Consider the following 26,191-nt stretch of genomic DNA (forward strand, 5'->3'; position numbering starts at 1 on the left):
TACTAAACAACCACCCCCTCTTTTCCGTTATTATTAATAAAACGGGTAAATATATGACGACTTTAGGTGGCTGGATGAACAAAATCCTTATAGGTTGGGGAGTAGACCCTAAATTTGCGAATACATTTGATGAAACCATTATCGCCATACTGATGATAGCTATGGCCGTAGGGCTGGATTATCTATGCCAGGCAATATTTGTGGGTGGCATGAAGCACTATACCAAGCGCTCGCCTCATCGCTGGAACACTTTGCTGATGAAGCGGAAAGTAGTACCCCATCTGATACATACATTACCGGGTATTCTGATTTACTTTCTGCTGCCCTATACTTTTGTGCATGGGGTGGAGTTGCTGGAACTGGCACAGAAGGTTTGTGCGGTGTATATAGTGGCTGCACTGGCTTTTGCCACGAATGGTCTGTTGCTTGTATTTCTGGATTTCCAAAATCAGAAAGACACCAGCAAGAATCATCCGATGAAAGGATTTATCCAAGTGTTGCAGGTGCTGGCTTTCTTTGTGGCAGCCATCATCGCTGTCTCCATTCTTATCGACAAGTCACCTGCTACGCTCTTTGCCGGATTGGGTGCTTCGGCGGCGGTGCTGATGCTGGTCTTCAAAGACAGCATTCTGGGATTTGTGGCGGGAATACAACTTTCTGCCAATGAGATGCTGCGCATCGGCGACTGGATTGCTTTGCCCAACGGAGGTGCCAATGGTATCGTCAAAGAGATTACACTCAATACGGTGAAGATACAGAACTGGGATAATACGATTTCTACCATTCCACCTTATACATTGGTGAACGGCTCTTTCCAGAACTGGCGTGGGATGCAGGAGAGTGGTGGCCGTAGGGTGAATAAGAATATCTATCTGGACATGACTACATTGAAGTTCTGCACTCCTGAGATGATAGATACTATTCGGAAAGAAATTCCTCTTATGGCGGATTATCAGCCGGTGGAAGGAGAAGTGCCTACCAATGCACAACTATACCGCATTTATATCGAACGTTACCTTTGCAGTCTTCCAGTTGTCAATCAAGACTTGGACTTAATTATCAGCCAAAAGGAAATGACGACTTATGGCGTACCTATCCAGGTGTATTTCTTCTCTCGGAATAAAGTCTGGAAGGAGTATGAACGCATTCAGTCCGATATCTTCGACCATCTGTTGGTGATGGTGCAGAAATTCGACTTGAAACTTTACCAATATTCTGATTAATAGATGAGCCGGAATTCTGCCCATACGGGGAGATGGTCGCTGTAACCTGCTTGGTATTTCATTCCGTAGAAAGTCCGGAAAGGTTGCTTCCCGCCGTATTTCTTATCTTCCGTCAGCAAGAAGGGTAGGCGGGATATACCGGCTTTGTCTTCATCGGCGTAAAGACCGGCAGAAGCCTGAAGAAGTGTGCCGGAGACGATGATGTGGTCCAGCAATCCCCATTCTCCCTGATATTTGTAGCTGCCGGAGTGCTTACGCTCGGTGGCTTTGCGGGTGAGTAAATGGTAAAGACTTTGCGGTTGCAGGAGGTTTTTATCAAGTGGTGGCGCTTGGGCGGCTATTACTTCTCTGATGGATTTATTGTCAGGATAATCATTGAAATCTCCCATAATGAGGATTTGGGGATGGTGGCGATGGAGATAAATACTGTCGGCTGCACTTCTAAGTCTCCGGGCTGCAAGGAGGCGGTAAGGTTCGCTTTCTTTGGCTCCACCGGAACGGGACGGAAGATGGGTGACGAAAATATCCAAAGTGTCTTTGTTGAGCAGTAAACCGGAAACATGAAGTATATCCCGGGTGGGGCGGAATTTCTTTTTGCCCGAGGCGTTCGGGATGGGAATGCTTTGGCAGGTAAGCAGTTTGAACATATCTCTTTGGTAGAGTAGGGCTACATCAATGCCCCGCTGGTCGGGTGAGTTTGTCATAACGTAGCGATATCCGGCTTCCCGCAGGGCGGAACGTTGTGTCAGGTCGCGCAACACACTGTCATTTTCTACTTCACAAAGGGCGACGAGTGCAGGAGGTGTCCAACCGCCTACGGCTGTGATGACACGGGCAATGGCATCCAGTTTCTTCTTGTATTTGCTATAATTCCAATGGCGGATGCCGTCGGGAAGAAATTCATAATCATTCTTTAGCGTATCGTGCCGACAATCAAACAAGTTCTCGACATTGTAGCTGACAATGCGGAATGAGAGGGTGTCTTTTTCGGTTTGTCCGTGAAGGGGGAGGAGAGAGAAAAACAGAAGGACAAGAAAATAGGGCATTGCAATCTTTTTATTCATAACATCCGGCATTTGGAGCCTTATCTTGTAGGCGGGATTTTCCGTTCCTGTCTGTCGGATATGCACTGGCATCCTCTTTTTTTCCTAAACTGATAGCTTTTGAATTTTCATTAAGATTGAAATTATACTCCTGTGTCCGGTTATCCATCAGAAGGAAGTTGTCATCCTTTTCCCAAATGACACGGACTATCCTGTCATTCTCTTCCTTTACCGAATTGATGAGGCTATGTGAGAAGTAGTAATTGAAAGCTATGTTTTCATTTTTGGAACGTCCTCCGTTAATTTCATCCGAGCCCGAACCTGCAATAATGCAATTGCGGAAGGTAGCGGAAGAAAGCGGATAAGCAATGTCATCCTGTTCGTTCCGAACCTGTAATGCCACACCTGTCCGTACATTCCAACTGAAATAATTCGCTAGCGTGCAATGGGTGAATGTATAATCTCCACCTAACAAGCTGACACAGTTCTCTCCCGCATTACTGATTTCACAGTTTCCTATAACAGCCTGGCAGGAAGTCAGCTCCAGTCCGTTTCCTGATACTTGTCGGATAATGGAAGACTCCAATATCAGCTTCCTGCGGTCCATCTTCGAAGAATCACAGCGGATGCCGAAACTTCCCCCGTGAATGTCGGCATAAACCAAATGATTGTCATAACTTGTTTCGAGGAAACGTATGCCGCCCCACTGTCCCGGCAGGCGGTCGTAAGTCAGATAAGGAAACAGCCGGTCTGTGCGGTCTCCCCGGAAAACAACCGGTGCGGAAAGAGTGCCTTCCACCGATAAACGACCATGTACCTGCATTCCTGCTTTTCCGTGGAAATAGAAGCGGGTACCTGCTGCAAGTGTCAGGTGTGCATCGGGGGCAACACTGATACTGTCGTAAATCAGTATTGGGCGTTCGGAGGCTATCAATGTATCTTTCTCGATCACTTTACCCCGGAAAGTAAAAACATCCTGCGCATAAGCCCGTAGCTTAACTTCTTGCCGGATGCCATTCAGCTGAAAGAGAATAGAGTCTTTTATCAACCTGATGTTGGTATTGTCCCGTTGAGGCAGAGTCGCTTCTACAAAAATGTAGAGGCTGTCTTCTCCTGCAATTTCTATGTCTGAGAATTGATTTCCCTTAATACCGTCCACATTGATACGGAAACCGGATTTTCCGGCATCGGCAAGAATGATGGAAGATATCAGCAATGTTTTCTTATGTGGATTGTATACTTTCAGTTGGCGGGTGGAAGTGGGAATACCGGTGAGTACGGTGTCCATATGCAACGTGTCTTGTGAGAACCAAAGTGTGTGCTTCGGGTCGGACGAATAATCATCCATGTCGTCGCAGGCGGCAAAGGACAACAGGAAAAGTACAGGAACTATATATATAAGGTATAGTGCTTTCGATTTCATACCGTACATTCTGTAGGTTCTACTAAATAACGGTGTTTCTGCCACTTTATTATATCTGTCGCTTTTATCTTACTGACTTGATGAGACGATGGTATATTGAAGAGAGTTACATCACTATGGGATGTTATGCATAAGATGGCATCTTGTGTTGTGAAAGATGGCATCTTGTACTACACAAGATGCCATCTTATACATGCTCCCCTTTAACTATCCGTATAAGAGGAATATGGGATGTGAGTTATTTCCTTATAGGAACATTGGCCAGGATATCCAGCAGGTGTTTCCAGAACTTATCTACCGTAGGAATCAACATCCGTTCATCGGGAGAGTGGACACCCTGCAAAGTGGGACCGAAGGAAATCATATCCAGTGAAGGATATTTGTCGAGGAACAGACCGCATTCCAGTCCGGCATGGATGGCTTTCACTTTGGCGTCTACACCGAACAGGCGTTTGTAAGACTCAACTGCGATTTCCAGTATCTCAGAGTGCGGATTAGGTTTCCAACCCGGATAACCGTCACCGAAAGTAACTTTGGCGCCGCCCATATCAAATACGGTACGTACCATATTGGCAATGTCCTGTTTGGAGGAAGCGGTAGAACTGCGTTGACTGGTTTCAATGCGGATAATGTTGCCCGGCTTCATCTTGACAGATGCAAGGTTGGTAGAAGTTTCCACCAGTCCCGGAATATCCTGACTCATAGCATAAACTCCGTGCGGACAGGCGTAGAGACTTTGCAACAGACTTTTCGTTGTGTCCTTGTCGATGGCTTTTGCACGGGCGTTTTCCGATTCTAATATGAGTTGCAGGTCGGGATCTACCACGGTGTATTCAGCTTGCACTTCAGCGGCGAATATGTTTAAATCGGCACGCAGGTCGTGTTTCTTATCTTCCGGTATGGCGATGATGGCATGAGCTTCGCGTGCAATGGCATTGCGCAGGTTGCCGCCGTCTATTTCACAAAGATACATATCGTACTTCTGGAAAGTCTGGCTCAGGAAGCGGTTCAGTATTTTGTTGGCATTGCCACGTTGCAGATGGATGTCTCCACCCGAATGTCCGCCTTTCAATCCTTTCACTTGCACCTTGCAGAAGAAATATCCGGCAGGTACGTTCACCTCTTTATATGTAAACTCTGCAACGGAGTCGACGCCTCCTGCGCAACCGATGAAAAGTTCACCTTCATCTTCCGAGTCAAGGTTCAGCAGGATGTCACCGTTCATGAAACCCTCTTTCAGGGCGAAAGCGCCAGTCAGGCCGGTTTCTTCGTCTACGGTGAACAGGCACTCCAGAGGTCCGTGCTGGATAGTGTTGTCTGTAAGGATAGCCAGTTCTGTGGCTACGCCGATACCGTTGTCAGCTCCCAGTGTGGTGCCTTTGGCTTTCAGCCATTCGCCTTCAATCACGGTTTCTATCGGGTCGGTGAGGAAATCGTGCTGCACATCGTTGTTCTTTTCACACACCATGTCGATGTGCGATTGCAGGACAACAGTCTTCCGGTTCTCCATGCCCGGCGTGGCGGGTTTCTTTATCAGTACATTGCCGGTTTCGTCGACCAATGTTTCCAGATTATGTTTTTCACCGAATGCTTTCAGATAAGCAATCATTTTCTCTTCCTTCTTTGAAGGACGCGGTACTTGGCAGATTTCATCAAAATAGTGAAATACTCCTGCCGGTTTCAGTTCATTCTTTTCCATATCAATAAGTTTATGAATGTTCGTTTTTAACCTCTCATTGCTAAATATGGTTAAATAGATTGCCTATTTTATCACCGCTTCTCTTTTTTTATGGTAAAAAAAGCGGGTTAGTCCATACAAAGCCCTATATTTGCACCACAAAAATAGAGTGATAGTCTATTTTTGTTGTTACAAAATTAGTAGAAATGCTCGATACAGTATTGATAAGTTTGTTAATAGTTGCTATTTGTATTGCATTATTAGGTCTGAAAGTCTTTTTTGTGAAAGGCGGGAAGTTCCCGAACGGGCACGTCAGTGGTAATAAGGCAATGCGGGAGAGAGGTATAGGATGCGCCCAGTCACAAGACCGGGAAGCACAGAAGAAACCCCGTTTTTCTATTGATGAATTGGAAAAAGCCTTAAATGATAGTATGAATTAATAATTTAAAAACTATATTTTTTACAAGTTATGAAGAGATTGAACTACCTCGTGAACGGTTTGGCTGCCCTTGCGCTTATCGTTTTATTTTCTCAATGTACAGGTAAAGCTGATAATCAAACGGCAACTACGTCAGGACAAGCTTCAGGTGAACTTTCTGGAATGAAGATTGCTTATGTTGAAATAGACACGCTTCTGTCACAATATAATTTCTGCATCGACCTGAATGAAGGTATGGTAAAGAAGAGTGAAAACGTTCGCCTGACGTTGAATCAGAAAGCCCGTGAATTGGATAAGCAGAAACAGGATTTCCAGACGAAAGTGCAGAACAATGCTTATCTGTCTCAGGAAAGAGCACAGCAGGAATACAATCGCATCGCTAAGTTGGAACAGGACTTGCAGGCTTTGAGCAATAAATTGCAGTCAGAGTTGATGAGCGAGAACGAAAAGAACAGTTTGCTGTTGCGTGATTCCATCAATGCTTTCCTGAAGGAATATAATAAGACGAAAGGATACAGTATGATTATCAGCAATACCGGTTTCGACAATCTGTTGTATGCCGATAGCATTTATAACATCACGAAAGAAATCGTAGAAGGACTGAACGCAAGATATTCTTCTCCGGCAAAGAAATAAATAGGTTTCTATTTTAAATAAGAGTCGTCCCCTTGCAGAGTGATCGGAATCACAATGCAAGGGGACGACTCTTTTCTGTTACCTGGATTTATAAAAACGTACCAATCCTTTGAATTATCTTCTCAAACTGCATCCGGAGGGGAGTTACCTGTTTTTGTTCCTGTTTAAATCATTTATATTTGCCTTATGATTTTTAATTCTAATCAGAAAAACATGATGAAAAAACTTTGTATTCTCTTATTCTTATCTATTTCGATGGGGGCTTCTGCTGTGGAGTATACCTTTTCACCGAAAGATGTACCGGCTATGAAGCAGTTGTTAGGCAGTGGGACTCTGCAACCGGGAGATGTTGTCGTACTGAAAGATGGAACGTATGATAATCTGGAGGAAGTGCATTTTACAGGTAAAGGTGTTTTCAGCAAACCGATAATCTGGCGGGCTGAAAATCCCGGTAAAGCTGTCATTTCCGGTAAATTGAGTTTAAGGATATATGGGGAACATTTGCAGCTGAAGGATTTACTCTTCTACAAGGCATGGGCGATAGGCCATGATATGATTGATTTCCAAAAAGAGAAAGGAACATATGCATCCTATTGCCGGATGACCGGCTGTGTGATTGATGAGTGTAATAATCCGGCAAAGGGTACACGACCTAATGAGGGAGACGAGTATTGGGTTGGTTTGCGGGGTACGAATAACCGGATAGATCATTGCTATTTTGCCAACAAGCGGGTAGGTGGTCTGGTTCTGCAAGTCTGGTTAAGTGCCGATAATCACTTGAACAATCATGTGATAGATCATAATTTCTTTGGCGAACGTCAGCCTTACGGAGGCAACGGAGCAGAGATTATCCGTATAGGGCATTCTTGGTCATCTCAGTGGGAATCACGGACTATTGTTGAGAACAACGTGTTTTTCAGGTGCAGCGGTGAAAATGAAATAATCTCTGTGAAATCCTGTCATAATGTATTGCGCAGAAACCTGTTTTATGAATCTGCCGGAGGACTGGTTTGCCGTCACGGGCATTATAATATTATAGAATCGAATACTTTCATCGGACATGGTCTTCGCGGAACGGCAGGTATCCGTATCATTAATCAGGGGCATACGGTTTATGACAATTATATTAAAGATGTGAAATCATTCGGTTTGCTGGTGCGCGTGGGAGTCTATGAACGCCCTACGGCGGAAACAAATGTAAAGGAGGAACCGTTGACTTCTTATCACCGGGTAGAGAATGTGGATATCGCTTACAATACTTTCCTGAACAGCTCATTGGAATTAGGGTCGGGGCGTGGGGAAAAGATGCCTCGTAATGTACGCTTCGCCCATAACTTATTTGCAGGACAGAATCCTGAACTGAAAATCGTGAGAGCGGACGAAGTGCTTCCCGGCTTTTTGTTTCTGGATAATCAATGGGCATTTCCGGATATAGCTTCTCTTCCGGCTGTGCCTTATGAACGAGTAAGAAGTGGATTTGATGCAGTTGATGCCCCTGTTGGTCTGGAGCGAAAGGAGAAGGAACGGATAGATGCTTGTATCTTTACTGTCGGTCCTACCTGGTATGAAGCAATGAAAGAGAATGTGAATTATATAGATATGCACCGATAATTTAAAAGAAATACAATCAGATATGAAACTTAAACTATCAGGAATTTTACTGGTTATGCTGTTGTTGGGAGTAGGGGGAAACTATGTGCAGGGCGGGAATTTACATCCCTGGCAAATGACCCGTGATTCTTTATTGTTGTTTGAAGGCATGACCTGTCGTTATACGGTAGATACCCCGGAGAATGAAGGGGTGGTTTCCACTTTGCCGTCGGTGTCGGACTTGAAAGAGCAGTTGGCCCGTTCCGGTGCGGGAGTTTTTCGTCTCTTCACTTCCAAAGGAAAGGAAAAAACAGATGGAATGCCCGTAAGTGGTGATTACCTGCAGGGTTCTGCTAAGAATCGTTTATCCATAGGAGTACGTAAAGGTGCATTGCCGCCAATGATAGAATTGGATCGTAGTGCATTTACTGTGAAGACTGCGGGAAACCTGATTCTTGATTTTTATGCAGGGCAGCGCAGTCCGATGACTACTGTTACCATCCGTATACCGGAAGGAATTGATGTGACACTGGATAATACGACGGTAAATATCATCGGACGTGGAGAAGTGCTTCTTCGTGACTTGCCCAAACAATCCGTTGGGCGGACCGGTACTAATTATTCCTATAAAAAAGTGGGTGATGTTGAAATCCATAAAGACGGGAAGAAAGGTACTCGATTAATTTTTAAACAGTTGGACTTCCGGCCTTCTAACGGACCGGATATCCGTCTTTGTTTCCGTGGGGTAGCGATACCCACCAAAGGAAACTATATATTTGAAGCAGACTATGTGACTTCTGAACCGGAAGTTCTTCATAGTCCGGTTGCTACGGCCACCCTTGAGGGATTGACGACTGTTGCAGATTTTACCCGGAATGCTTTGCGTGCATTTACTTATAAGAAAGACTGGGATCTGTCATTTACTTCCTTCCACTGGACAGCTCCCCGCAATGCGGAATCGGTCACTCTGTTACAATCGGCGGACATGGGAAAGACCTGGACTCCGGTAAAAGTGGAGATTTTGCCGGATGATGATTTCACTACCGCCGGTCGGTTACAGCCTGATCAACTGTATGCGTTTAAGTTGTTGGTGAAAGGAGGTGATAATCCGGGTGAATCTAATGTTGTCTGGTTCTATTCCGGTTTGCGGGATATTAAAACTACGGGAGTAAAAGGAGATGGAATAACAGATGATACGGAGGCCATTAATAAAGCTATACGGGAGATGAACAAACTTGGCGGTGGAATTTTACGCTTTACCGCAGGCACTTATAACGTACGGACTGTTCACCTTCTGAGCAATGTTTGGTTTCATTTGGATGCAGATGCGGTAATTCAAGGACTTCCGGGCGGAGATGCTCCTGAAGTCACTTGGTTCAGCGACCGGGCTTACCGTTCGGGGCTTTCACCTACGGACCCGCGGCCTTATGCCGATCCGGAAAACTTTCTGACTAAACAGGATGTAGGGCATACATTCTTCCGTAATGCCATGTTCTTTGGTGAACGTATTGATAATGTGAAGATAGTCGGTACAGGACGTATTACAGGTAATGGTAATCTTGTCACTTCTGATAAGGTCATGAACAATGCACCGGAGAAACGTTGTGACAAAATGTTCTCTCTGAAGCTTTGTACCAATGTTGAAATCGGCGGCTGGGATATAGGGAAAGATATGTGGTATGACCCGCAGAAAGATGAACCTTATTATATTGAAGCGGATAACCGGAAGAACTATGATGTCAGCAATATGCTGCATATAGACCAGGGCGGACATTTCGTTCTGTTGGCAACGGGTACAGATGGCATCCATGTTCACGATACCTACTTTGCTAAACATCATACCCGGAATGCTCGTGATATCTACGACTTCATGGCTTGTAATGACGTGACAGTAACAAATATCTATTCGCGCGTCAGTTCAGACGATATTGTCAAACCGGGTTCGGATTGTTCGTTGGGATTTACCCGTCCGGCACGTAACTATATGGTACGCAATATTGTGGGCGACACCAATTGTAATCTGTTCCAGATAGGTTCGGAGACAGCGGATGATATTCAGGATTTATATGTGGATAATATCTATGTGCTGGGTGCCAACAAGGCCGGTTTTTCTATTTCTACCAATGACGGGGGACATATAAAGAATGTCTATCTGAATAGTGGGAAGACCGGGCCGATACATTCACGTTCGGTCATGCAGCGCACCCGTGCCCCGTTCTTTATTTCCATATCCAATAGGGGGCGTGTACTGGGAGCGAATGTATCTCCTTTCTCTTTTACCGAAAATGGGAAAGTGCGTAAGGAATTGCTGGTAACCAATTCTAATATCGGGCAAGTAGAGAATATTGTGATTCGTGGCGTGGATATCGACGAGGTTTATGGTGGAAGTTCTTTCCGCGGTGACCGTTGGAAAGCCTATGATGGTTCTCAGGCTGAGGCGACTCCTATCGTTGCCGGTTTCAAATTGCCGGATACGGAGGTTGTAGAAGGCGGATTGACGTTCCGTTTACCTGATGGCCGACATACGGGATATATTGAGAATGTACAATTCCATGATGTGAATTTATTGGTGAAGGGAGGACATCCGGCAGAAAATGCGGAAGCCTGCCCACCTGAAATCGGAGTAGGCCGATATAATGTAGGTGATTTGAAAATCCAGCCTTCTTTTGGTTTCTGGGCACGGCACGTGAAAGGTTTTGTTCTGGATAACTGCAAGATAGATGCTGAACGGAAAGATGGACGCTATGCAGTGGTATTGGATGATGTCATCGGTGCGGAAATAAAAGAGCTACAGGTGAAAGACGGCATTACGGATAAAGAGAATGTAAAGACTTTCCGTAGCAAGGATATTGTTATTAAATAAAATGAAGAGTACATGAAAAAAATAGTAGTTTGCGTGAGTGTATTGTTGCTGTGTTGTGGAGTGAATTCTGCAATTGGGCAAACACAATTCATAGAGAATGAGGGGTGTCAGGATGATTTGTCTATGACTACTCCGAAGTTTAAGGAAGTTTCGTCTCCATTAGATACGTTGAAAAAATATATTCTGACTCCCAAAGCCTCTGCTACACCTCGTATTAATGGAGCCAAAATTTTTGGGGTACGTCCGAATTCCCAATTTTTATATACCATTCCGGCTACAGGAGAACGCCCTATGACCTTTTCTGTTGAGAATCTCCCGAAAGGGTTAAAGGTGGATGCCAAAACCGGACAGATCAGGGGGGCCATAAAAAAAGCTGGTGAGTATGTGGTGACATTTGTGGCAAAGAATAATCTGGGTGAGGCTAAACGTCCGTTCCGTATTGTTGTTGGAGATAAAATAGCTTTGACCCCACCTATGGGGTGGAACAGCTGGAACTGCTGGGGAAATGCAGTTAGTCAGGAGAAGGTGCTTAGTTCGGCGCGGGCTATGGTGGAAAAAGGGTTGATTAATCATGGCTGGCAGTACATTAATATTGATGATGGCTGGCAGGGACTGCGAGGTGGTAAACATCAGGCTGTGATGACGAATAGTAAATTTCCTGATATGAAAGCATTGGCCGATGAAATACACGGGATGGGATTGAAGATTGGTATTTATTCTGGTCCTTGGGTCGGAACGTATGCAGGACATTTAGGTTCTTACAGTGATAAGGCCGATGGTACTTATGATTGGGTAGAGAAATATGCTAATGAGTATTATCGTTATGTTGATCCAAGTAAAAAGACAAAGCATGGCATCAATTATCATCATGGAAAATATTCTTTTGTAAAGAATGATGTGCAGCAATGGATGGATTGGGGGATTGACTATCTGAAGTACGACTGGAATCCGAATGACTATTATCATGTGAAAGAAATGCATGATGTTTTACGTTCGTATAATCGGGATGTTGTGTATAGCCTTTCAAACAGTGCACCTTATGGAGATGCTCCCCAATGGGAGAAGATGGCTAATTGTTGGAGAACAACAGGGGATATCAAGGATACTTGGGAAAGAATGTGTAGTTTGGGCTTTGGCCAAACCAAATGGGCGCCTTACAATGGTCCGGGGCATTGGGTAGATCCTGATATGCTGGTAGTAGGAATGGTGGGCTGGGGACCAAAGCTGCATTATACTCGCTTGACACCGGATGAGCAATACACACACATGAGCTTGTGGGCTTTACTGGCTTCTCCTTTACTGATAGGTTGTGATATGGCTCAACTGGATGATTTTACGCTCAGTCTTCTGACCAATGATGAGATGATTGAAGTGAATCAGGATCCGTTGGGCAAACCGGGAATGATTGTGTCCCAACAAGGAGATGTGGTCGTTTATGCCAAACCTTTGGAGGATGGTTCCATGGCTGTTGGTTTATTCAATCGTGGAGACACTATGGCTCAAGGTAAACTAACCTGGAAATCTGTGGGTATTCGTGGTGAACAGACAGTTCGTGACTTGTGGAGACAGCAAGATGTCGCTAAATCGAATGAAGAGTTTGTGACAGAGATTGCTCCACATGGAGTACGTTTCATAAAAATCTATCCCGGAAATAGTCGTGAACAAGCCACCAGTGGCAGATAATAACAAGAGAATATGAAACGCATTTATCTATATTTTAGAGAAAAAACAGAGAAGGGAGAGGCTGCTTCCAAGCTTATGAGAATATTTCTCTTTTGGGGACTCGGCCTTTTTTCAACCATTTGGTTTTTGGTACGGGTTATTCCAAAGCCTTCTCGTGCCAGTTACCCGTGTATGCAGACAGCAGCACCGTTAATGTCTGCATTTGTCATGTATTTGCTTTCGTTTACGGGGTTTTGGATGAGTTTGCGTAAATTGCGTGAGGCATTTCACAATCGGAAAGTGGTGGCGGGAATGCTTGCTTTTGTAGCGTTATGTTTTTGCGGTACTCTGTTGTTGGTAGAAAATAGTACGGAATTGCTGGCTCAGACTTTCCTTCCAGTGAAGGAGCCTCGTATGGCATGGGGAAAAAATAATCCGGTAGGTGATGCTAAGGGAATTTTCCCGGGACGGGTGGTATGGACACATGCACCGGGAGCGGCCGTTTGGGAGAAAGGAAAAGGATTTTGGTTTGAAGACTGTTGGAACAATCAGGAAGATGCAGACTGGTTGTTGAGTCAGTCATTGTTATCATTGACAGGAGAGAAGAAGAGTAAGAATGCTTGGAAAGCCCTGTTTGTTTATTTCAATCGTCAGCATGGAAAAGGAAAACAGGGATATAAGAAAGGAGAGAAAATTGCTATCAAGATAAATCAGAATAATACTTTCTCTCACGAAGATAGCGAACAGTTGAATGCTTCTCCCCATCTGACACTTGCCTTGCTTCGCAGTCTGGTGTATGATGGTGGAGTTCCTCAGGAACAAATCACGGTTTTTGATGCCAGTCGCTTTATAACTGATGCTCTTTATCATAAATGCTATGCCGAATTTCCTAATGTGATATATCTGGATAATGAAGGTGGCAAGGGGCGTACCAAGTCAACTTATACGACTGATGCTATTCCTTATTCGGCAGATAACGGACGTTTGGCGAGAGGATTGGCTGATTGTGCTTTGGAAGCGGATTATCTGATAAATGTGGCATTGCTGAAAGGACATGGCGGACAGGGGGTAACATTGTGTGCCAAGAATTGGTACGGAGTGACGGATATCAACCGGGATTTCCGCAAGAATCAGCATAACAATTTTAATCAGGATCGTGGAGGGAAGCCCTGTTACATGACTTTTACCGATTATATGGCTCATAAAGATTTGGGACAGAAAACAATGCTGTTTCTGATAGATGGTTTGTATGGTTCGGAAAAGGTGAATGGCGCACCTTCAGGGAAATGGAAAATGTCTCCCTTTAATGGAAACTGGCCTTGTTCACTCTTCGCTTCACAAGATCCGGTGGCTATTGATGCGGTGGGAGTCGATTTTCTGAGTTCGGAATTTCCGCGTATGGCCGATGTGGATTATTGTGATATGTATCTGGTGGAGGCCGCTTTGGCAGACCGACCCTTATCCAATACTTTTTATGATCCGGAAAGGGATGGAACGGGAGTTGCCAGTCTCGGAGTTCTGGAACATTGGAATAATCCGGAGGAAAAGAAATACAGTCGTAATATGGGGAAGGATATTGGAATAGAGTTAGTTTATTTGCATAAGTAATACACTGTTTGCTTTGTGAGACGATTTTTCAAGTATTTGATGAAATACTGATAATCGTCTCTTTTTTATATCCCTATTTTTGTAACCAGGAAAAACAAAACTTTATATCTAATAAGAATGAATACAAGAATAAAAAAGTGGTTCTTTAAGACTTGTCCGAAGAGTGGGCGGATAGTCGGAATAAACAAGAAGAATGTTGTGTTGAAGATTTGCTTTCCCTTATTTGGACTGGCAGCCTTAATCTGGTTTCTGATACGTGTTGTGCCCAAACCTTCCCGGATAGAATATCCTTGTCAGCAAATCGCTGCACCTATAGCTTTATCTTTTGTGACTTTTGTCAGTAGCACGCTGGTGGGGTTCGGTGCGTGGAAGCGTTTCAAGACTTTGTGGCATTCACGCCGATTCAGTATGGGATTATCAGTATTGGTAGTTGGAGCACTACTGTCTGGTGCCCTATATATAATGTCCGTTGATAATTCGTTGATGGGGCAAGTGATACGCAAACAGATAGACAATGGCACGGATATGGGACATTTCACCCCAATTGATGCTCCGAACACTCCGATGGGGGTGGCGAAAGGTATTCATCCCGGACGTGTGGCATGGGCATACGACCCTAAAGCTGCTGCCTGGGATGGTAAGAGGGGGCTTTACTCTGATCCGGACAACAATAGCCAGACGCGCGTAGATGATATGATGGAGGGAGTGATTATAGCCTTGACCCGTCAAAATACGATTGATAAAGCGTGGGACGAATTGTTCCGCATTTTTAACTACAAGAAGGGCAAAGGGGCAGTGAAATATAAGAAAGGAGAGAAGATTGCCATCAAAATTAATCTGAATGACAATGGCGGAAGTAATATAATCGATGCTACTCCCCAGTCCGTATATTCTTTATTACACCAATTGGTTGATATAATGAAGGTTCCTCAGAATTGTATAACGGTGTATGATGCGCAGCGCCGGGGTATTTCTGCCGTTTACGACTATGTACAACCGTTGTATCCTGATGTCCATTATCAGAATTGGGGTGGATTTGTGCCCGATGTAATCCGCTACTCCAGTGAGATTACCGATGCCGGCGCCAGGAGTCTGGCACGTGCTGCTTATGAGGCAGACTATATGATTAATATGGCATTGATGAAAAGACATTCTGAACCAACGGATAAATGGCGTGACAGTGCTGGGCAGACGGCCATCACAGCTACCGGAAAGAATCAGTTTGGTTCTATTGGCAATGTGCCTCCCCTGCATCTTTCTATTCGTGACTGGTCCTCCTTCCGTGGCATGGGAACCTATAATTCTATTGTAGATTTGATGGCTCATGAGCGTTTGGGAGGAAATACGTTGGTATATCTGGTGGATGCCATGTATGTGAATCCGAAGCATAATGGTAAGGCGGTTCGTTTCCGGCTTCCTCCGTTTAACGACGGTTGGACTTCCAGTTTTCTGGCTTCTAATGACCAGGTGGCCATCGAGTCTGTGATACTTGATTTCATTTATTCCGAACTGCCTCTTTGTGCCAATGCCGACAACTTCCTGCACGAAGCGGCAAATATCGGTAATCCGCCTTCCGGGGTGGCTTACATGGGGAAAGATCAAGGTAGTCTGGGCGTACATGAACATTGGAATAACTCGACGCAACGGATGTATAGCCGTAATTTGGGCACTGGCAAAGGTATTGAATTATATCGGGTACCACTGGATGAGGGGCGTCCGGCTATTGAATACTTCTATGCGAAAGAGGATGCCCTGTATTATAAAACATCGAATGCTGACGAAGTGCGGTTGAATGGCAAACAGTTGGGAGATACTGAAGGTACCGTTCCCTTATCCATAAATAAAACAACGGACTTTTGTCTGGAAACTCTGAGAGGGGGAAAAGTTACCTCTTCGCAGCATGTAGTGGTGCGTCGTCTGGAGAATGTGGCTGTTTGTCGGGCAAAAGATATGGAAAGGGAAGGTTCGGCTTCGCTGAATGATGACGGTTCGGTGGAATTTAAAGGTGAAAAAGGGAGTTCGCAGGGAAGTGTGAATTGGAAAGTGAATCTTCCGCGTAAAGGGGAATACTATCTGGTAGTATCCTATACGGGTGGTAATCCGGTTCCTTCCTATTTATACATCAATGGAGAGAAGGTCAGTGAGAATATAGGTTATTTGGCCACCTCCGGAGAAACGCGCAAAGAGTTTGTTTTCCCGGTAGTGCTGGCAAAGGGCGCCAGTGAGTTGCGCTTGGAGCATCCGGGACGACGCAGCAACAAAATATATTCGGTGAACATAGCGAGAGAGATGAAATAAGATACTTATATTTAACAACCATGAAAATGAAAAAGAATTTATTACTGTTACTGGTATTGTTTGCATTGCCGTTTGCTTTGCAGGCGGAAACGTTCAATGTGAAGAAATATGGTGCACGAGGTAACGGCAAGAAGCTGGACTCGCCGGCCATCCAGAAAGCGATTGATGCTTGTCATAAAGCCGGTGGTGGCACGGTGCTCGTTCCTGCCGGAACATATCTGTCGGCCACTATTGTGCTGAAAGATAATGTAACTCTGCATCTGGAAAAGGATGCACTTATCCTGGGAACCACCGATTACAAGGCTTATGATAATCTTGACCCGTTCACAGAAGGGCTGGGTATTGATGTGGGTTGGGCATTGTTGGTAGCGGTAGATGCAAAGAATGTGGCTTTGGAAGGTGAAGGAGCCATTGACGGACAAGGTTCCGCTTTGAAAGAGCGACATATCAAAACTGATACCCGTCCGGAAGGGCAGCGTTGGGGATTGCGTCCTTTCCTGCTCCGTTGGGTACGTTGTGAGGATATACGTGTAGAAGGAGTAACTTTGAAGTATGCGGGGGCCTGGACTTCCCATTATTTTCAGTGCCGTAACGTGAACATTCATAATGTCACCATCCGCAGCTTCGGAGTGGCTCATAATGATGGGATCAATATTGATGGTTGCCAGCATGTACGTATCAGTAATTGTGATATAGTCAGTGGGGATGACGCATTGTGTTTCAAGACTACTTCCAGTAAGATGGGATGCGATGATATTATCGTGACGGATATGAAGCTGAAGAGTAATCAGGCCGGAATCAAGATGGGAACGGAGTCTATGGGCGGTTTCGAGAATATAAAAATCAGTAATTGCCACATCTATGACACGAAGAACGGTGGAATTAAACTCTTTTCTGTGGATGGTGCTCACCTGCGTAATGTGGAAATCTCCAATATCACGATGGACGAAGTACGTACTCCGATGCTGTTCCGCTTGGGTGCCCGTCTGAGTGTATTCCGCAAACATGAAGATACCCGGCAGCCAATCGGTGTTTTCGAGAATGTGGTGATTCGTAATGTGAAGGCGGTAGCCGCCGATAAAGCGCAGTTGACGCCTCCTTCCGGAATCTTGATTACAGGTATTCCGGGACATTATATCACAAATCTGACTTTAGAGGACATACATATCCGTTTGCTGGGTACGGGGACGCCCGAAGATGCCCTGTCCGAGGTTCCGGAAGCGATAGACAAGTATCCTGAAGTGAAAACGTTCGGTCCTAAGATTCCGGCATACGGGGTATGGGCGCGTCACGTGAAAGGCTTGAAGCTGAAGAACGTCACGTTTGAATTGAAGAACCCGGATGCCCGCCCGGAAATCATTTGCGAGGACGGGGATATGCAGATTTATAAATAATCGGTGAATATGCGAAAATTTATTAGTGCAATATTGATAGGGTCTTGTGTATTGACCTATGCCAATGCGCAGACACAGTTTCCGGTCACCAGTCCAGATGGTTCTATATCTTTGGTGTTGAAACTGAAAGATAAAGAACTTTATTATGAAGTAGAAAAGAACGGAGTGAAGGTATTGGTTGAGGCACCTGTACGTCTGACCATAGATGAATCGGAACTTTGTAACTCGGTCGAAGTTCTGTCTTCGGATACATATAAGACGGATAATACTTATCCTATCCGGGGTAGTCATTCTTTGGCAGTAGATAAAAGCAATGGACAAATTATCAAGTTACGAAATAACAGTTTGAAGACCGATTTCTCTTTGGAGGCGAGAGCTTATAACGATGGTGTTGCTTTTCGGATGATACTTTCCGGTAAGCAAGGAGAAATAAGAACGCCGGATGAACATACCTTATTTACATTGCCGGTGGGGAGTACGGTGTGGTATCATGATATGTATTGTCACTATGAGGGCATCCATCAGAAAAAGGATATTTCTGAAATCATGCAGGGAGAATGGGCTGCTCCTCCGGTAACGGTGCAATTGCCGGGAGAATCCGGTTATCTTTGTATAACAGAATCTGCTTTGATGAATTATGCCGGTATGTCATTACAAGCAAATGGTAAGAATGGTTTTGAAACGAAACTGGGACATGCACAACCGGCCGGATATCCTTTTGCCCATGATTATAGTCTGGCAGAAGCCCGGCGGTTATCGAAACCGGCAGCTTTGGCAGGTACTATAATAACTCCCTGGCGTACAATCATAATAGCTGATAATCTGAATGAGTTGGTGAATTCCGATTTGATAACCAACCTGGCTCCGGCACCGGATAAACGACTATTCCCGAAAGGAATAAATACTGACTGGATTAAACCGGGACGTTCTGTATGGTGCTGGCTGGATGGTGGAGCACGGACAGTGGAGGGAATGAAAGAATTTTCTAAACTGGCCGGAGAGTTAGGGTTTGAATATAATACGGTAGATGCTTTTTGGTATCGCTGGACAGATGAACAGTTAAAAGACTTGGTGGATTATTCGGCTCAGTTTGGAGTTAAAATCTGGTTATGGCGTCATGGCCGCGATATGCGTGATCCTCAAAAACGCAAAGAACTGTTTGAGCGTTGTCGCAGACTGGGAATTGTCGGCTTGAAACTCGACGCATTCTCACATGAGTCAAAGGAATTTGTCGATTTATATCAGTCATGTCTGAAAGAAGCGGCAGAATATAAACTGATGCTAAACATTCATGGCAGTAATAAACCTGCGGGTGAAGTGCGTACATGGCCGAATGAGATGAGTCGTGAAGGCATTCGTGGTTTGGAATATGGTAAAAATCAGTATGAGTGGAGTACGCATAATACCACTTTGCCTTTCACCCGTCTGGTAGCAGGAGCCGGAGATTATACCCCCGTTGTTTTTGGAGAGCGTCGTTTGGAAACTTCTTGGGTGCATCAGGTGGCTACGGCACTTGTTTTCAACTCCTCTGTCATATTCTTCGGTTCACATCCGAAAACGATGCTGGATAATCCGGCTGTGAAGTTGCTGAAGCAAATACCTGCTACCTGGGATGAGACGGTGGTATTGCCATCCAGTCGGATAGGTGAGGTTGCTGCATTTGCACGAAGAAGCGGGAAGACTTGGTTTCTGGCGGTGCTGAATGGACAAGAGGAACGTTCCCTGCAATTTCCCTTATCATTTTTGGGTGACGGATGGTATGAAGGAATGGTTCTGAATGATCGGCCGTCGGATGCTGCCGCTATCAAGACAGAGCGCGTCTTCTGTAGAAAGTCTGATGCGCTGACGGGGCACATGCGTACAGGTGGTGGATATATTGTGATGTTTACTCCTCAAGAATAATTAGTGATTAACGATAAATACCATGAGAAAACTATTGAGCGCAGCAATGTTGCTGCTGGCGGTATTGATGGCCGCTTGTACGGCTCCCGACACATGGGAGCTGGTGTCTAAGGACAATAATATCCGTTTCGTTCTGGAAAACAGAAAGGACAAAGGTGAAGTGAATCTTAGCTATTCTGTTTATTATAAGGATACGCTGGCGGTGGAGAAATCTCTTTTGGGGCTGGTGATGGATGATTGCGAATACGGAAAAGATGCGCAGTTTGTTTCCGCTTCCCCTGTAAAAGACATCAATGACGCTTACCGGCTGAAATCTGGAAAGCAGCTGAGCACTGCGGACAATTGTCGTGAGCAGACATTTACTTTCCGTACTCAAGAGGGGAAACAATTCAATCTCATTGTGCGGGCATACAATGACGGTGTTGCTTTCCGTTATGGATTTCCGGAGGCTGACGGACAGATGCATACCATCCGGACAGAGCATACGGAGTTTGCCGTACCCGTGAATGGTAAGGCATGGATACATCCATACGATTGGAACGAACGCCGCAAGCCGAGCTATGAGCAGTATTGCCGGAACGAAATAGATATCCGTTCGGAGTGCGGGCACGGACGTGGCTGGGCATTTCCCATGCTGTTCAATACCAACAGAGTTTGGATGATGATAACAGAAGCCCATTTGGATGGCTCATATCCTGCCACCCATGTTGATAATGCCGGAACAGACAAGGCTTATAAAATCCGTTTCCCGGAAGTGGAAGAACCCATCATTCCCGATGCAGTGGAGCCGGTATCTGAATTGCCCTGGTTCACTCCCTGGCGGGTTATTATCGTAGGAGACAACCTGAATACGATCTTCCGGACGCAGATAGTTTCACACTTGAATCCGTCCTCGGTAGTGGAAGATGAGTCTTGGATAAAAGCTGGACGCGCTTCTTGGAGCTGGTGGTCTAATGGCGGTACTCCTCGTGATTATAAGGCACAGTTGAAGTACGTAGATCTCAGTGCCGAGATGGGTTGGGAGTACATGCTGATTGATGCCGGCTGGCAGCGCATGGGTAATGGCGGAACCATGGAAGACGTGGTGAAGTATGCGCAGCAGAAGGGTGTTGGTGTCTGGTTGTGGTATCACTCCGGTGCGGGACGTGACAACGATTCTGTACCTGTGCATCGCCTGATGAGTGACCCTGAATTGCGCCGTGCCGAGATGAAGCGCATCAGTGAAATAGGAGTGAAAGGCATCAAGGTCGATTTCTTTGATACGGACAAGCAGCGGATTATCCGGCTTTATCCGGCATTGCTGAAAGATGCCGCTGACCATCACCTGCTGGTAGACTTGCACGGGGCGACTTTACCCCGTGGCTTCGAGCGTACCTACCCGAATATGCTGACCACCGAAGCCATCCGCGGTGCGGAACCCCTGGGACGTCAGGAACGTTGTGACCGGGCTGCCGGACACAATGCCACAGTTCCTTTCACACGCAACGTTGTAGGCTCGATGGATTATACTCCGGTGACCTTCTCCGACAAAGTCCGCCAGGGGGTGCCTGCCCTGCGCAAGACAACCATGGGACATCAACTGGCGCTGGCCGTTGTCTTCGAATCCGGTTTCCAATGTCTGGCGGATAAGGCGGAATCTTATCTTTCGCTGCCGGAGCAACCGAAACAATTCCTGAAAGAGGTTCCGGCTGCCTGGGATGAAAGCTGCCTGTTGGCCGGTTATCCGGGAGACTATGCAGTGGTGGCGCGTCGTGCGGGTGATGTATGGTATATCGGTGGCATCAGTGGTAAGGAAGAAGAGCGGGAAATAGAGTTTGCCCTGCCTGAAGGATGTGTCGGTAAATCATTTACGATGATTACAGACGGAGGAGATAAAGACAGTTTCGGCTATATGCCTGTAGAGAATGCGAACGGGACGGTGAAGGTGAAAGTGCTGCCGAATGGTGGTTTTGCCGGCATTATCCGCTGATAATAATACTATAATAATCAAGAGAAAAAGAATGAAGAAGAGATTGATTCTGGGGGCGATGGCCCTGTTGATGTTACTTCCTGCCAAAGCACAGATTGCTTGGCAGCAAGTGGAGCCCGGCGTTTGGAAAGGCGTTGTGGGTACTCCGGAAGAATATTCATTGTTGAGTGTGGCGGGTGTGGCGCCTCAGAAGGAAGGTTTCAGCCGTCTGCCCGAAGTGGCGTTGCCCGGACTGGCGAATGAAATAGTGGGCGTAATCCAGGATGGCAAAACGAGTCTTCGCATCCCCTTGCAGCGGAAAGAGCAGTTGTACGGCTTCGGACTGAACTTCCAGACTGTGCATCAGCGTGGTAAGATACTGAACCTGCATGTAGACCACTACGGTGGCCGTGACAACGGGCGTACACATGCTCCGGTGCCATTCTACATTTCCAGCCAGGGATATGGCGTGCTCATCAACTCTGCCCGCTACCTGACGGTATATGCAGGCAGCGGTGCCCGCAAGGACAGTCCGAACGCTCCGGTTGCGAAAGACCGTAACATGGATAAGACGTGGACGTCAGCCCCTTATTCGGATGCCGTTTCCATTCTTGTTCCTGCTCCGGGGGCGGAGATTTACTTGTTTGCCGGACCCACTCCGATGGATGTCATCCGGCGTTACAACCTGTTCTGCGGTGGCGGTACCTTGCCTCCACGCTGGGGACTGGGCTTTACTCAACGTACAAAGAAGCTCTATACGGCCGATGATGTGAAGAAAGAGGCGGACGAGTTCGAGCAGCGCGGCTTCCCGCTGGATTTTATCGGACTGGAACCGGGCTGGCAAAGCAAGGCATACCCTTGCACGTTTGAGTGGGATGCTACCCGTTACCCCGATCCTGCCGGTTTCGTGAAAGAGATGGCGGACAAGGGCGTGCGCATCAACTTATGGACTAACCCGTATGTATCTCCCGAATCGAAGATATATAAAGAAATGTATCCGGTCAGCGGTTCGCACACGGTGTGGTGCGGCATCGTGCCCGACCTGGCAGGCGGGAAAGCCCGTAAAATCTGGATGGATAAGCTGGAGCAGGAGCATGTGAATATCGGCGTCAGCGGTTATAAGATAGATGAAGTAGACGGCTACGACCGTTACGTCTGGCCTGACGTGGCAACCTTCCCCAGCGGAATAGCGGCCGAGCAGATGCGCCAGACTTACGGACTGTGGGTGCAGCGCACCACCGCGGAACTCTATAAGAAGCGCAACCAGCGCACCTTCGGACTGGTTCGTGCGTCGAATGCCGGTGCCGCTTCTTTCCCCTACGTGATTTATAACGATTATTACAGTCACCAGGACTTCATCACGGCTCTGATAAACTCCGGTTTCAGCGGTGTGCTTTGGACTCCGGAAGTACGCAGCTCCAAGTCGTCTGAGGACTGGTTGCGCCGTTTCCAGTCCGTGGTGTTCTCGCCGATGGCGATGATTAACGCCTGGGCAAGCGGGACAAAACCCTGGACTTTCCCCGAAGTGGAGAAACAGATAAAGGAATATGCCATGTTGCGTATGCAGATGATGCCGTATTGGTATTCGGAGTTCGCACGTTATCATTTCGACGGCATCCCTCCGTTCCGTGCCATGAATCTGGAGCCGGGCTTTAATCCCGAACAGGGAAGCGCAGCGAAGTTGTCCGATGCCCATCTGGAGGATAATCCGTATCTGGAGGCAGTGTCGAAGGAGATTAAAGACCAGTATATGGCGGGCGAATACTTGTTGGTGGCTCCGATGTTCACCGGACAGAAAGAGCGCACGGTGGTGTTGCCGAAGGGGGACTGGTATGACTTCTATACGGGTCGCTACGTGGGCAATGGTGAGAAAATCACTGTCACTCCGGGGCTGGACCGCATTCCGGTGTATGTGAAGGACGGCGCCGTCCTGCCATTCATGGAACCGCGCCTGCACGCGCCGAAAGCAGGGGAGAAGGTGAATCTGGAAATCCGCCATTACGGAAAGGCGGACGGGGCTTACCGCCTGTATGACGATGACGGCGAAACCTTTGACTACGAAAAGGGGGCTTACTCCTGGCGCGATATCAAGGTGACGCGCGACAAGAAGGGTAAGCTGAAAGGCACTATCTCCAAAGCAGAGAAGGGCAAGCCGAACAGCATAGCCAATGTGACTTGGAAGTTCATGACGGAAACAGAATGATAACTCATAATAATTTAACCACGAAGCAGAATGAAGAACCTGTTAACTACCTGTTTATTCCTTTGCTGCCTCCTCGCAGTGCGTGCGGCAGACAATCCTAACGTGAAGAAACTCTTCACCGTGACATCCGGCGAGCTGAAACTTACCTTCATGGTGGGTACGGACAACCGCCTTTATCAACTGGCCTTTGGCGATGCCTCCCGCGAAGTGACGCCTCCCGCCAAGATGCCCTCGCGCGAGTGGGAATTCCTGCCGCCTTACGGGAATGGCGTACTGACGGAACCGGCCATCCAGGCCACCCACGTAGACGGAAACACCTCTACGGAACTCCACTACACAGCCCACCGCACCGAGACGCTGGCACCGGGTGTGGAACAGACGGTCATCTCTCTGAAAGACCCCGCCTATCCGTTTTCGGTGGACATCTACATTAAATGCTATGCGGACAATAGCATGATGGAGATTTGGAATACCGTCACCCACAACGAGAAAGGGAAAGTCGTGTTGCACCGTTTCGCCTCCGCCTCTCCGGTGGTGAAGGCGAAGGAGTATTGGCTTACCCAGTTTGCGGGCAACTATAAGCGCGAAGCGACCCTGAGCGAAGAGCGCCTTTCGGAAGGCGTCAAGATACTGGACTCCAAGTTGGGCGTCCGTGCCCATCAGATGCGTATTCCTTCTTTCATTCTCAGTCTGGGCGGTCAGGCGCGGGAGAACGAAGGGGAAGTGCTGGCGGCTTCGCTACGTTGGAGCGGCAGTTTCCAGTTTGCTTTCGATATGGACTGGAACAAGAACCTGCGCCTGCTCACCGGCATGAATCCGCTGGGCTCGCAGTACAACCTGGAACGTGGAGGAACGTTCGCCACACCTGCCATTCTCTACGCTTATAGTCGGCAGGGCAAGGGCGAAGCCAGCCGCCGTTTCCACCGTTGGGCCATGGCGAATGCCGTTCGCGATGCGGAGAAAGACCGCCCCGTGCTGCTGAACAACTGGGAGGCTACGCACTGCGATTTCGATGAAGCCCGTCTGAAACAACTCTTTGACGGTGCCCGCCAGACGGGTGCGGAACTCTTCCTGCTGGACGATGGCTGGTTTGGTAACGGCCCTTACTCCCGCGATGATGATAAACACGGGCTGGGCGATTGGGAACCTTCCACGAAGAAGTTGCCCCGCGGCTTGTCGTACATTGCCCGTGAGGCTCTGAAGCGTAAAGTCGGTTTCGGCATCTGGCTGGAACCTGAGATGGTGAATCCGCAGAGCGAACTTTATCAGAAGCATCCCGATTGGATCATCACCCAGCCGGGACGTGAACCGATACTCGGCCGTCATCAGGAGATTCTCGACCTGACCCGTCCCGAAGTACAAGCTTACGAGTGGGACATCATAGACCGGACCTTGCGCCCCAATCCGGACATCACGTATGTGAAGTGGGATTGCAACCGTTACATCACCCAGCCGGGTTCGTCCTACTTGCAGTCTGCCGACCAGAGCCACCTGTGGATAGACTATAACCGGGCGCTCTACCGGCTGATGGATCGTTTTGCTAAAGGCTTCCCAAACGTGATGGCGATGCTTTGCGCCGGTGGTTCGGGACGTGTGGATTATGGTGCGATGCCTTATTTTCACAGCTTCTGGCCCAGCGACAACACTGACCCGTTGGGACGCATCAAGATACAGTGGGGTTTCTCACACTTTTTTCCTGCCAATACGATTTCGGCCCACGTCACCCGCATGGGCAAGCGCCATCTGAAAATGGCGATAGACGTAGCGTTGAGCGGGGCATTCGGCATCGACCTGGCACTGGACAAGGCCACTGCGGAGGAGCGTGCGCAGATAGCCGATGCGGTGAAGCTGTACAAAGAGCGCATCCGTCCGCTGGTGATGCGGGGCGAACTTTACCGGTTGGTGTCTCCTTACGAGTCTCCGTTGGCATCTTTGAGTTATGTCTCTACGGATAAGAAGCAGGCGGTGGTCTATCTCTATCAGACGAAGGACGGCCGTGAAGCCCGGGTAAAGCTGGGTGGACTCGATGCCGGGAAGAAGTATCGCATTGAAGAAGTGAGTCTGTCCGAGGGCATGGCTTCGCGTTTCCCGGCAAACGGCAAGGTGCTGACGGGGGCGGAATTGATGAAGCAAGGACTGGAGAACCCACTGAATGCGCAGTTTGAAAGTGCAGTACTGATGGTAGAGACGCTTTAAATAAACTGCGCCCCCGCAGGGGTATGCTCCTGCACCCCCGCTGGGTTACGCCCCTGCACCCCCGCTGGGTTATGCCCCCCTGCAC

At 47.3% G+C, this 26,191-nt stretch carries 16 protein-coding genes; 13 read left to right on the forward strand and 3 right to left on the reverse strand.

Annotation, left to right across the window (positions count from 1 at the left end; translation table 11 throughout):
• The first annotated feature begins 53 nt into the window (after window positions 1-53).
• Complete coding sequence (locus tag BUC01_RS04940; RefSeq protein WP_025834813.1) at window positions 54-1,223, forward strand: mechanosensitive ion channel family protein; 1,170 nt, start codon at window positions 54-56, stop codon at window positions 1,221-1,223.
• Here the strand turns inward: BUC01_RS04940 and BUC01_RS04945 are convergent.
• From BUC01_RS04945 to BUC01_RS04955, 3 genes are all read right to left on the reverse strand, one after another.
• Window positions 1,220-2,287: an endonuclease/exonuclease/phosphatase family protein gene (locus BUC01_RS04945; protein ID WP_073312926.1), complete on the reverse strand. Its 1,068-nt coding sequence runs from the start codon at window positions 2,285-2,287 to the stop codon at window positions 1,220-1,222. The genes BUC01_RS04940 and BUC01_RS04945 overlap by 4 nt on opposite strands.
• Complete coding sequence (locus tag BUC01_RS04950) at window positions 2,280-3,689, reverse strand: hypothetical protein (RefSeq protein ID WP_073312927.1); 1,410 nt, start codon at window positions 3,687-3,689, stop codon at window positions 2,280-2,282. Before BUC01_RS04950 ends, BUC01_RS04945 begins: the two co-directional genes overlap by 8 nt.
• A gap of 238 nt (window positions 3,690-3,927) precedes the next feature.
• Window positions 3,928-5,388 (reverse strand): aminoacyl-histidine dipeptidase, encoded by a 1,461-nt coding sequence (locus tag BUC01_RS04955; protein WP_025834811.1) that lies wholly within the window; start codon window positions 5,386-5,388, stop codon window positions 3,928-3,930.
• A gap of 185 nt (window positions 5,389-5,573) precedes the next feature.
• Here BUC01_RS04955 and BUC01_RS04960 point away from each other — a divergent pair, with 185 nt between their 5' ends.
• From BUC01_RS04960 to BUC01_RS05015, 12 genes are all read left to right on the forward strand, one after another.
• Window positions 5,574-5,807, forward strand: a complete 234-nt coding sequence (locus BUC01_RS04960; RefSeq protein ID WP_009131406.1) for a hypothetical protein — start codon at window positions 5,574-5,576, stop codon at window positions 5,805-5,807.
• A 29-nt stretch (window positions 5,808-5,836) separates the two neighbouring features.
• The gene (locus BUC01_RS04965; protein WP_025834809.1) at window positions 5,837-6,442 is read left to right on the forward strand and encodes an OmpH family outer membrane protein; all 606 of its coding nucleotides are present in this window, start codon (window positions 5,837-5,839) and stop codon (window positions 6,440-6,442) included.
• Window positions 6,443-6,655: 213 nt separating this feature from the next.
• On the forward strand, window positions 6,656-8,053 hold the full coding sequence (locus BUC01_RS04970) for a polysaccharide lyase 6 family protein (RefSeq protein WP_051568859.1): 1,398 nt from the start codon (window positions 6,656-6,658) through the stop codon (window positions 8,051-8,053).
• 22 nt (window positions 8,054-8,075) lie between these two features.
• Window positions 8,076-10,895, forward strand: coding sequence for a glycosyl hydrolase family 28-related protein (locus tag BUC01_RS04975; RefSeq protein WP_139261810.1), 2,820 nt, complete (start codon window positions 8,076-8,078; stop codon window positions 10,893-10,895).
• Between the two features lie 12 nt (window positions 10,896-10,907).
• A complete protein-coding gene (locus BUC01_RS04980; RefSeq protein WP_083595437.1) occupies window positions 10,908-12,578 on the forward strand; it encodes a putative Ig domain-containing protein in 1,671 nt (556 codons plus the stop codon).
• A gap of 12 nt (window positions 12,579-12,590) precedes the next feature.
• Window positions 12,591-14,165 (forward strand): DUF362 domain-containing protein, encoded by a 1,575-nt coding sequence (locus BUC01_RS04985; protein WP_025834803.1) that lies wholly within the window; start codon window positions 12,591-12,593, stop codon window positions 14,163-14,165.
• Between the two features lie 117 nt (window positions 14,166-14,282).
• Window positions 14,283-16,463: a DUF362 domain-containing protein gene (locus BUC01_RS04990; RefSeq protein ID WP_073312894.1), complete on the forward strand. Its 2,181-nt coding sequence runs from the start codon at window positions 14,283-14,285 to the stop codon at window positions 16,461-16,463.
• A gap of 20 nt (window positions 16,464-16,483) precedes the next feature.
• Window positions 16,484-17,857, forward strand: coding sequence for a glycoside hydrolase family 28 protein (locus BUC01_RS04995; RefSeq protein ID WP_073312896.1), 1,374 nt, complete (start codon window positions 16,484-16,486; stop codon window positions 17,855-17,857).
• 9 nt (window positions 17,858-17,866) lie between these two features.
• Complete coding sequence (locus BUC01_RS05000) at window positions 17,867-19,759, forward strand: glycoside hydrolase family 97 protein (protein ID WP_025834801.1); 1,893 nt, start codon at window positions 17,867-17,869, stop codon at window positions 19,757-19,759.
• 22 nt (window positions 19,760-19,781) lie between these two features.
• A complete protein-coding gene (locus tag BUC01_RS05005) occupies window positions 19,782-21,728 on the forward strand; it encodes a glycoside hydrolase family 97 protein (protein ID WP_139261811.1) in 1,947 nt (648 codons plus the stop codon).
• A gap of 31 nt (window positions 21,729-21,759) precedes the next feature.
• Complete coding sequence (locus tag BUC01_RS05010; protein WP_073312900.1) at window positions 21,760-23,910, forward strand: glycoside hydrolase family 31 protein; 2,151 nt, start codon at window positions 21,760-21,762, stop codon at window positions 23,908-23,910.
• A gap of 30 nt (window positions 23,911-23,940) precedes the next feature.
• Complete coding sequence (locus BUC01_RS05015) at window positions 23,941-26,106, forward strand: alpha-galactosidase (RefSeq protein ID WP_073312902.1); 2,166 nt, start codon at window positions 23,941-23,943, stop codon at window positions 26,104-26,106.
• Window positions 26,107-26,191 lie beyond the last annotated feature (85 nt).

The sequence above is a fragment of the Bacteroides stercorirosoris genome (assembly GCF_900142015.1).
Taxonomy (GTDB): Bacteria; Bacteroidota; Bacteroidia; order Bacteroidales; family Bacteroidaceae; genus Bacteroides; species Bacteroides stercorirosoris.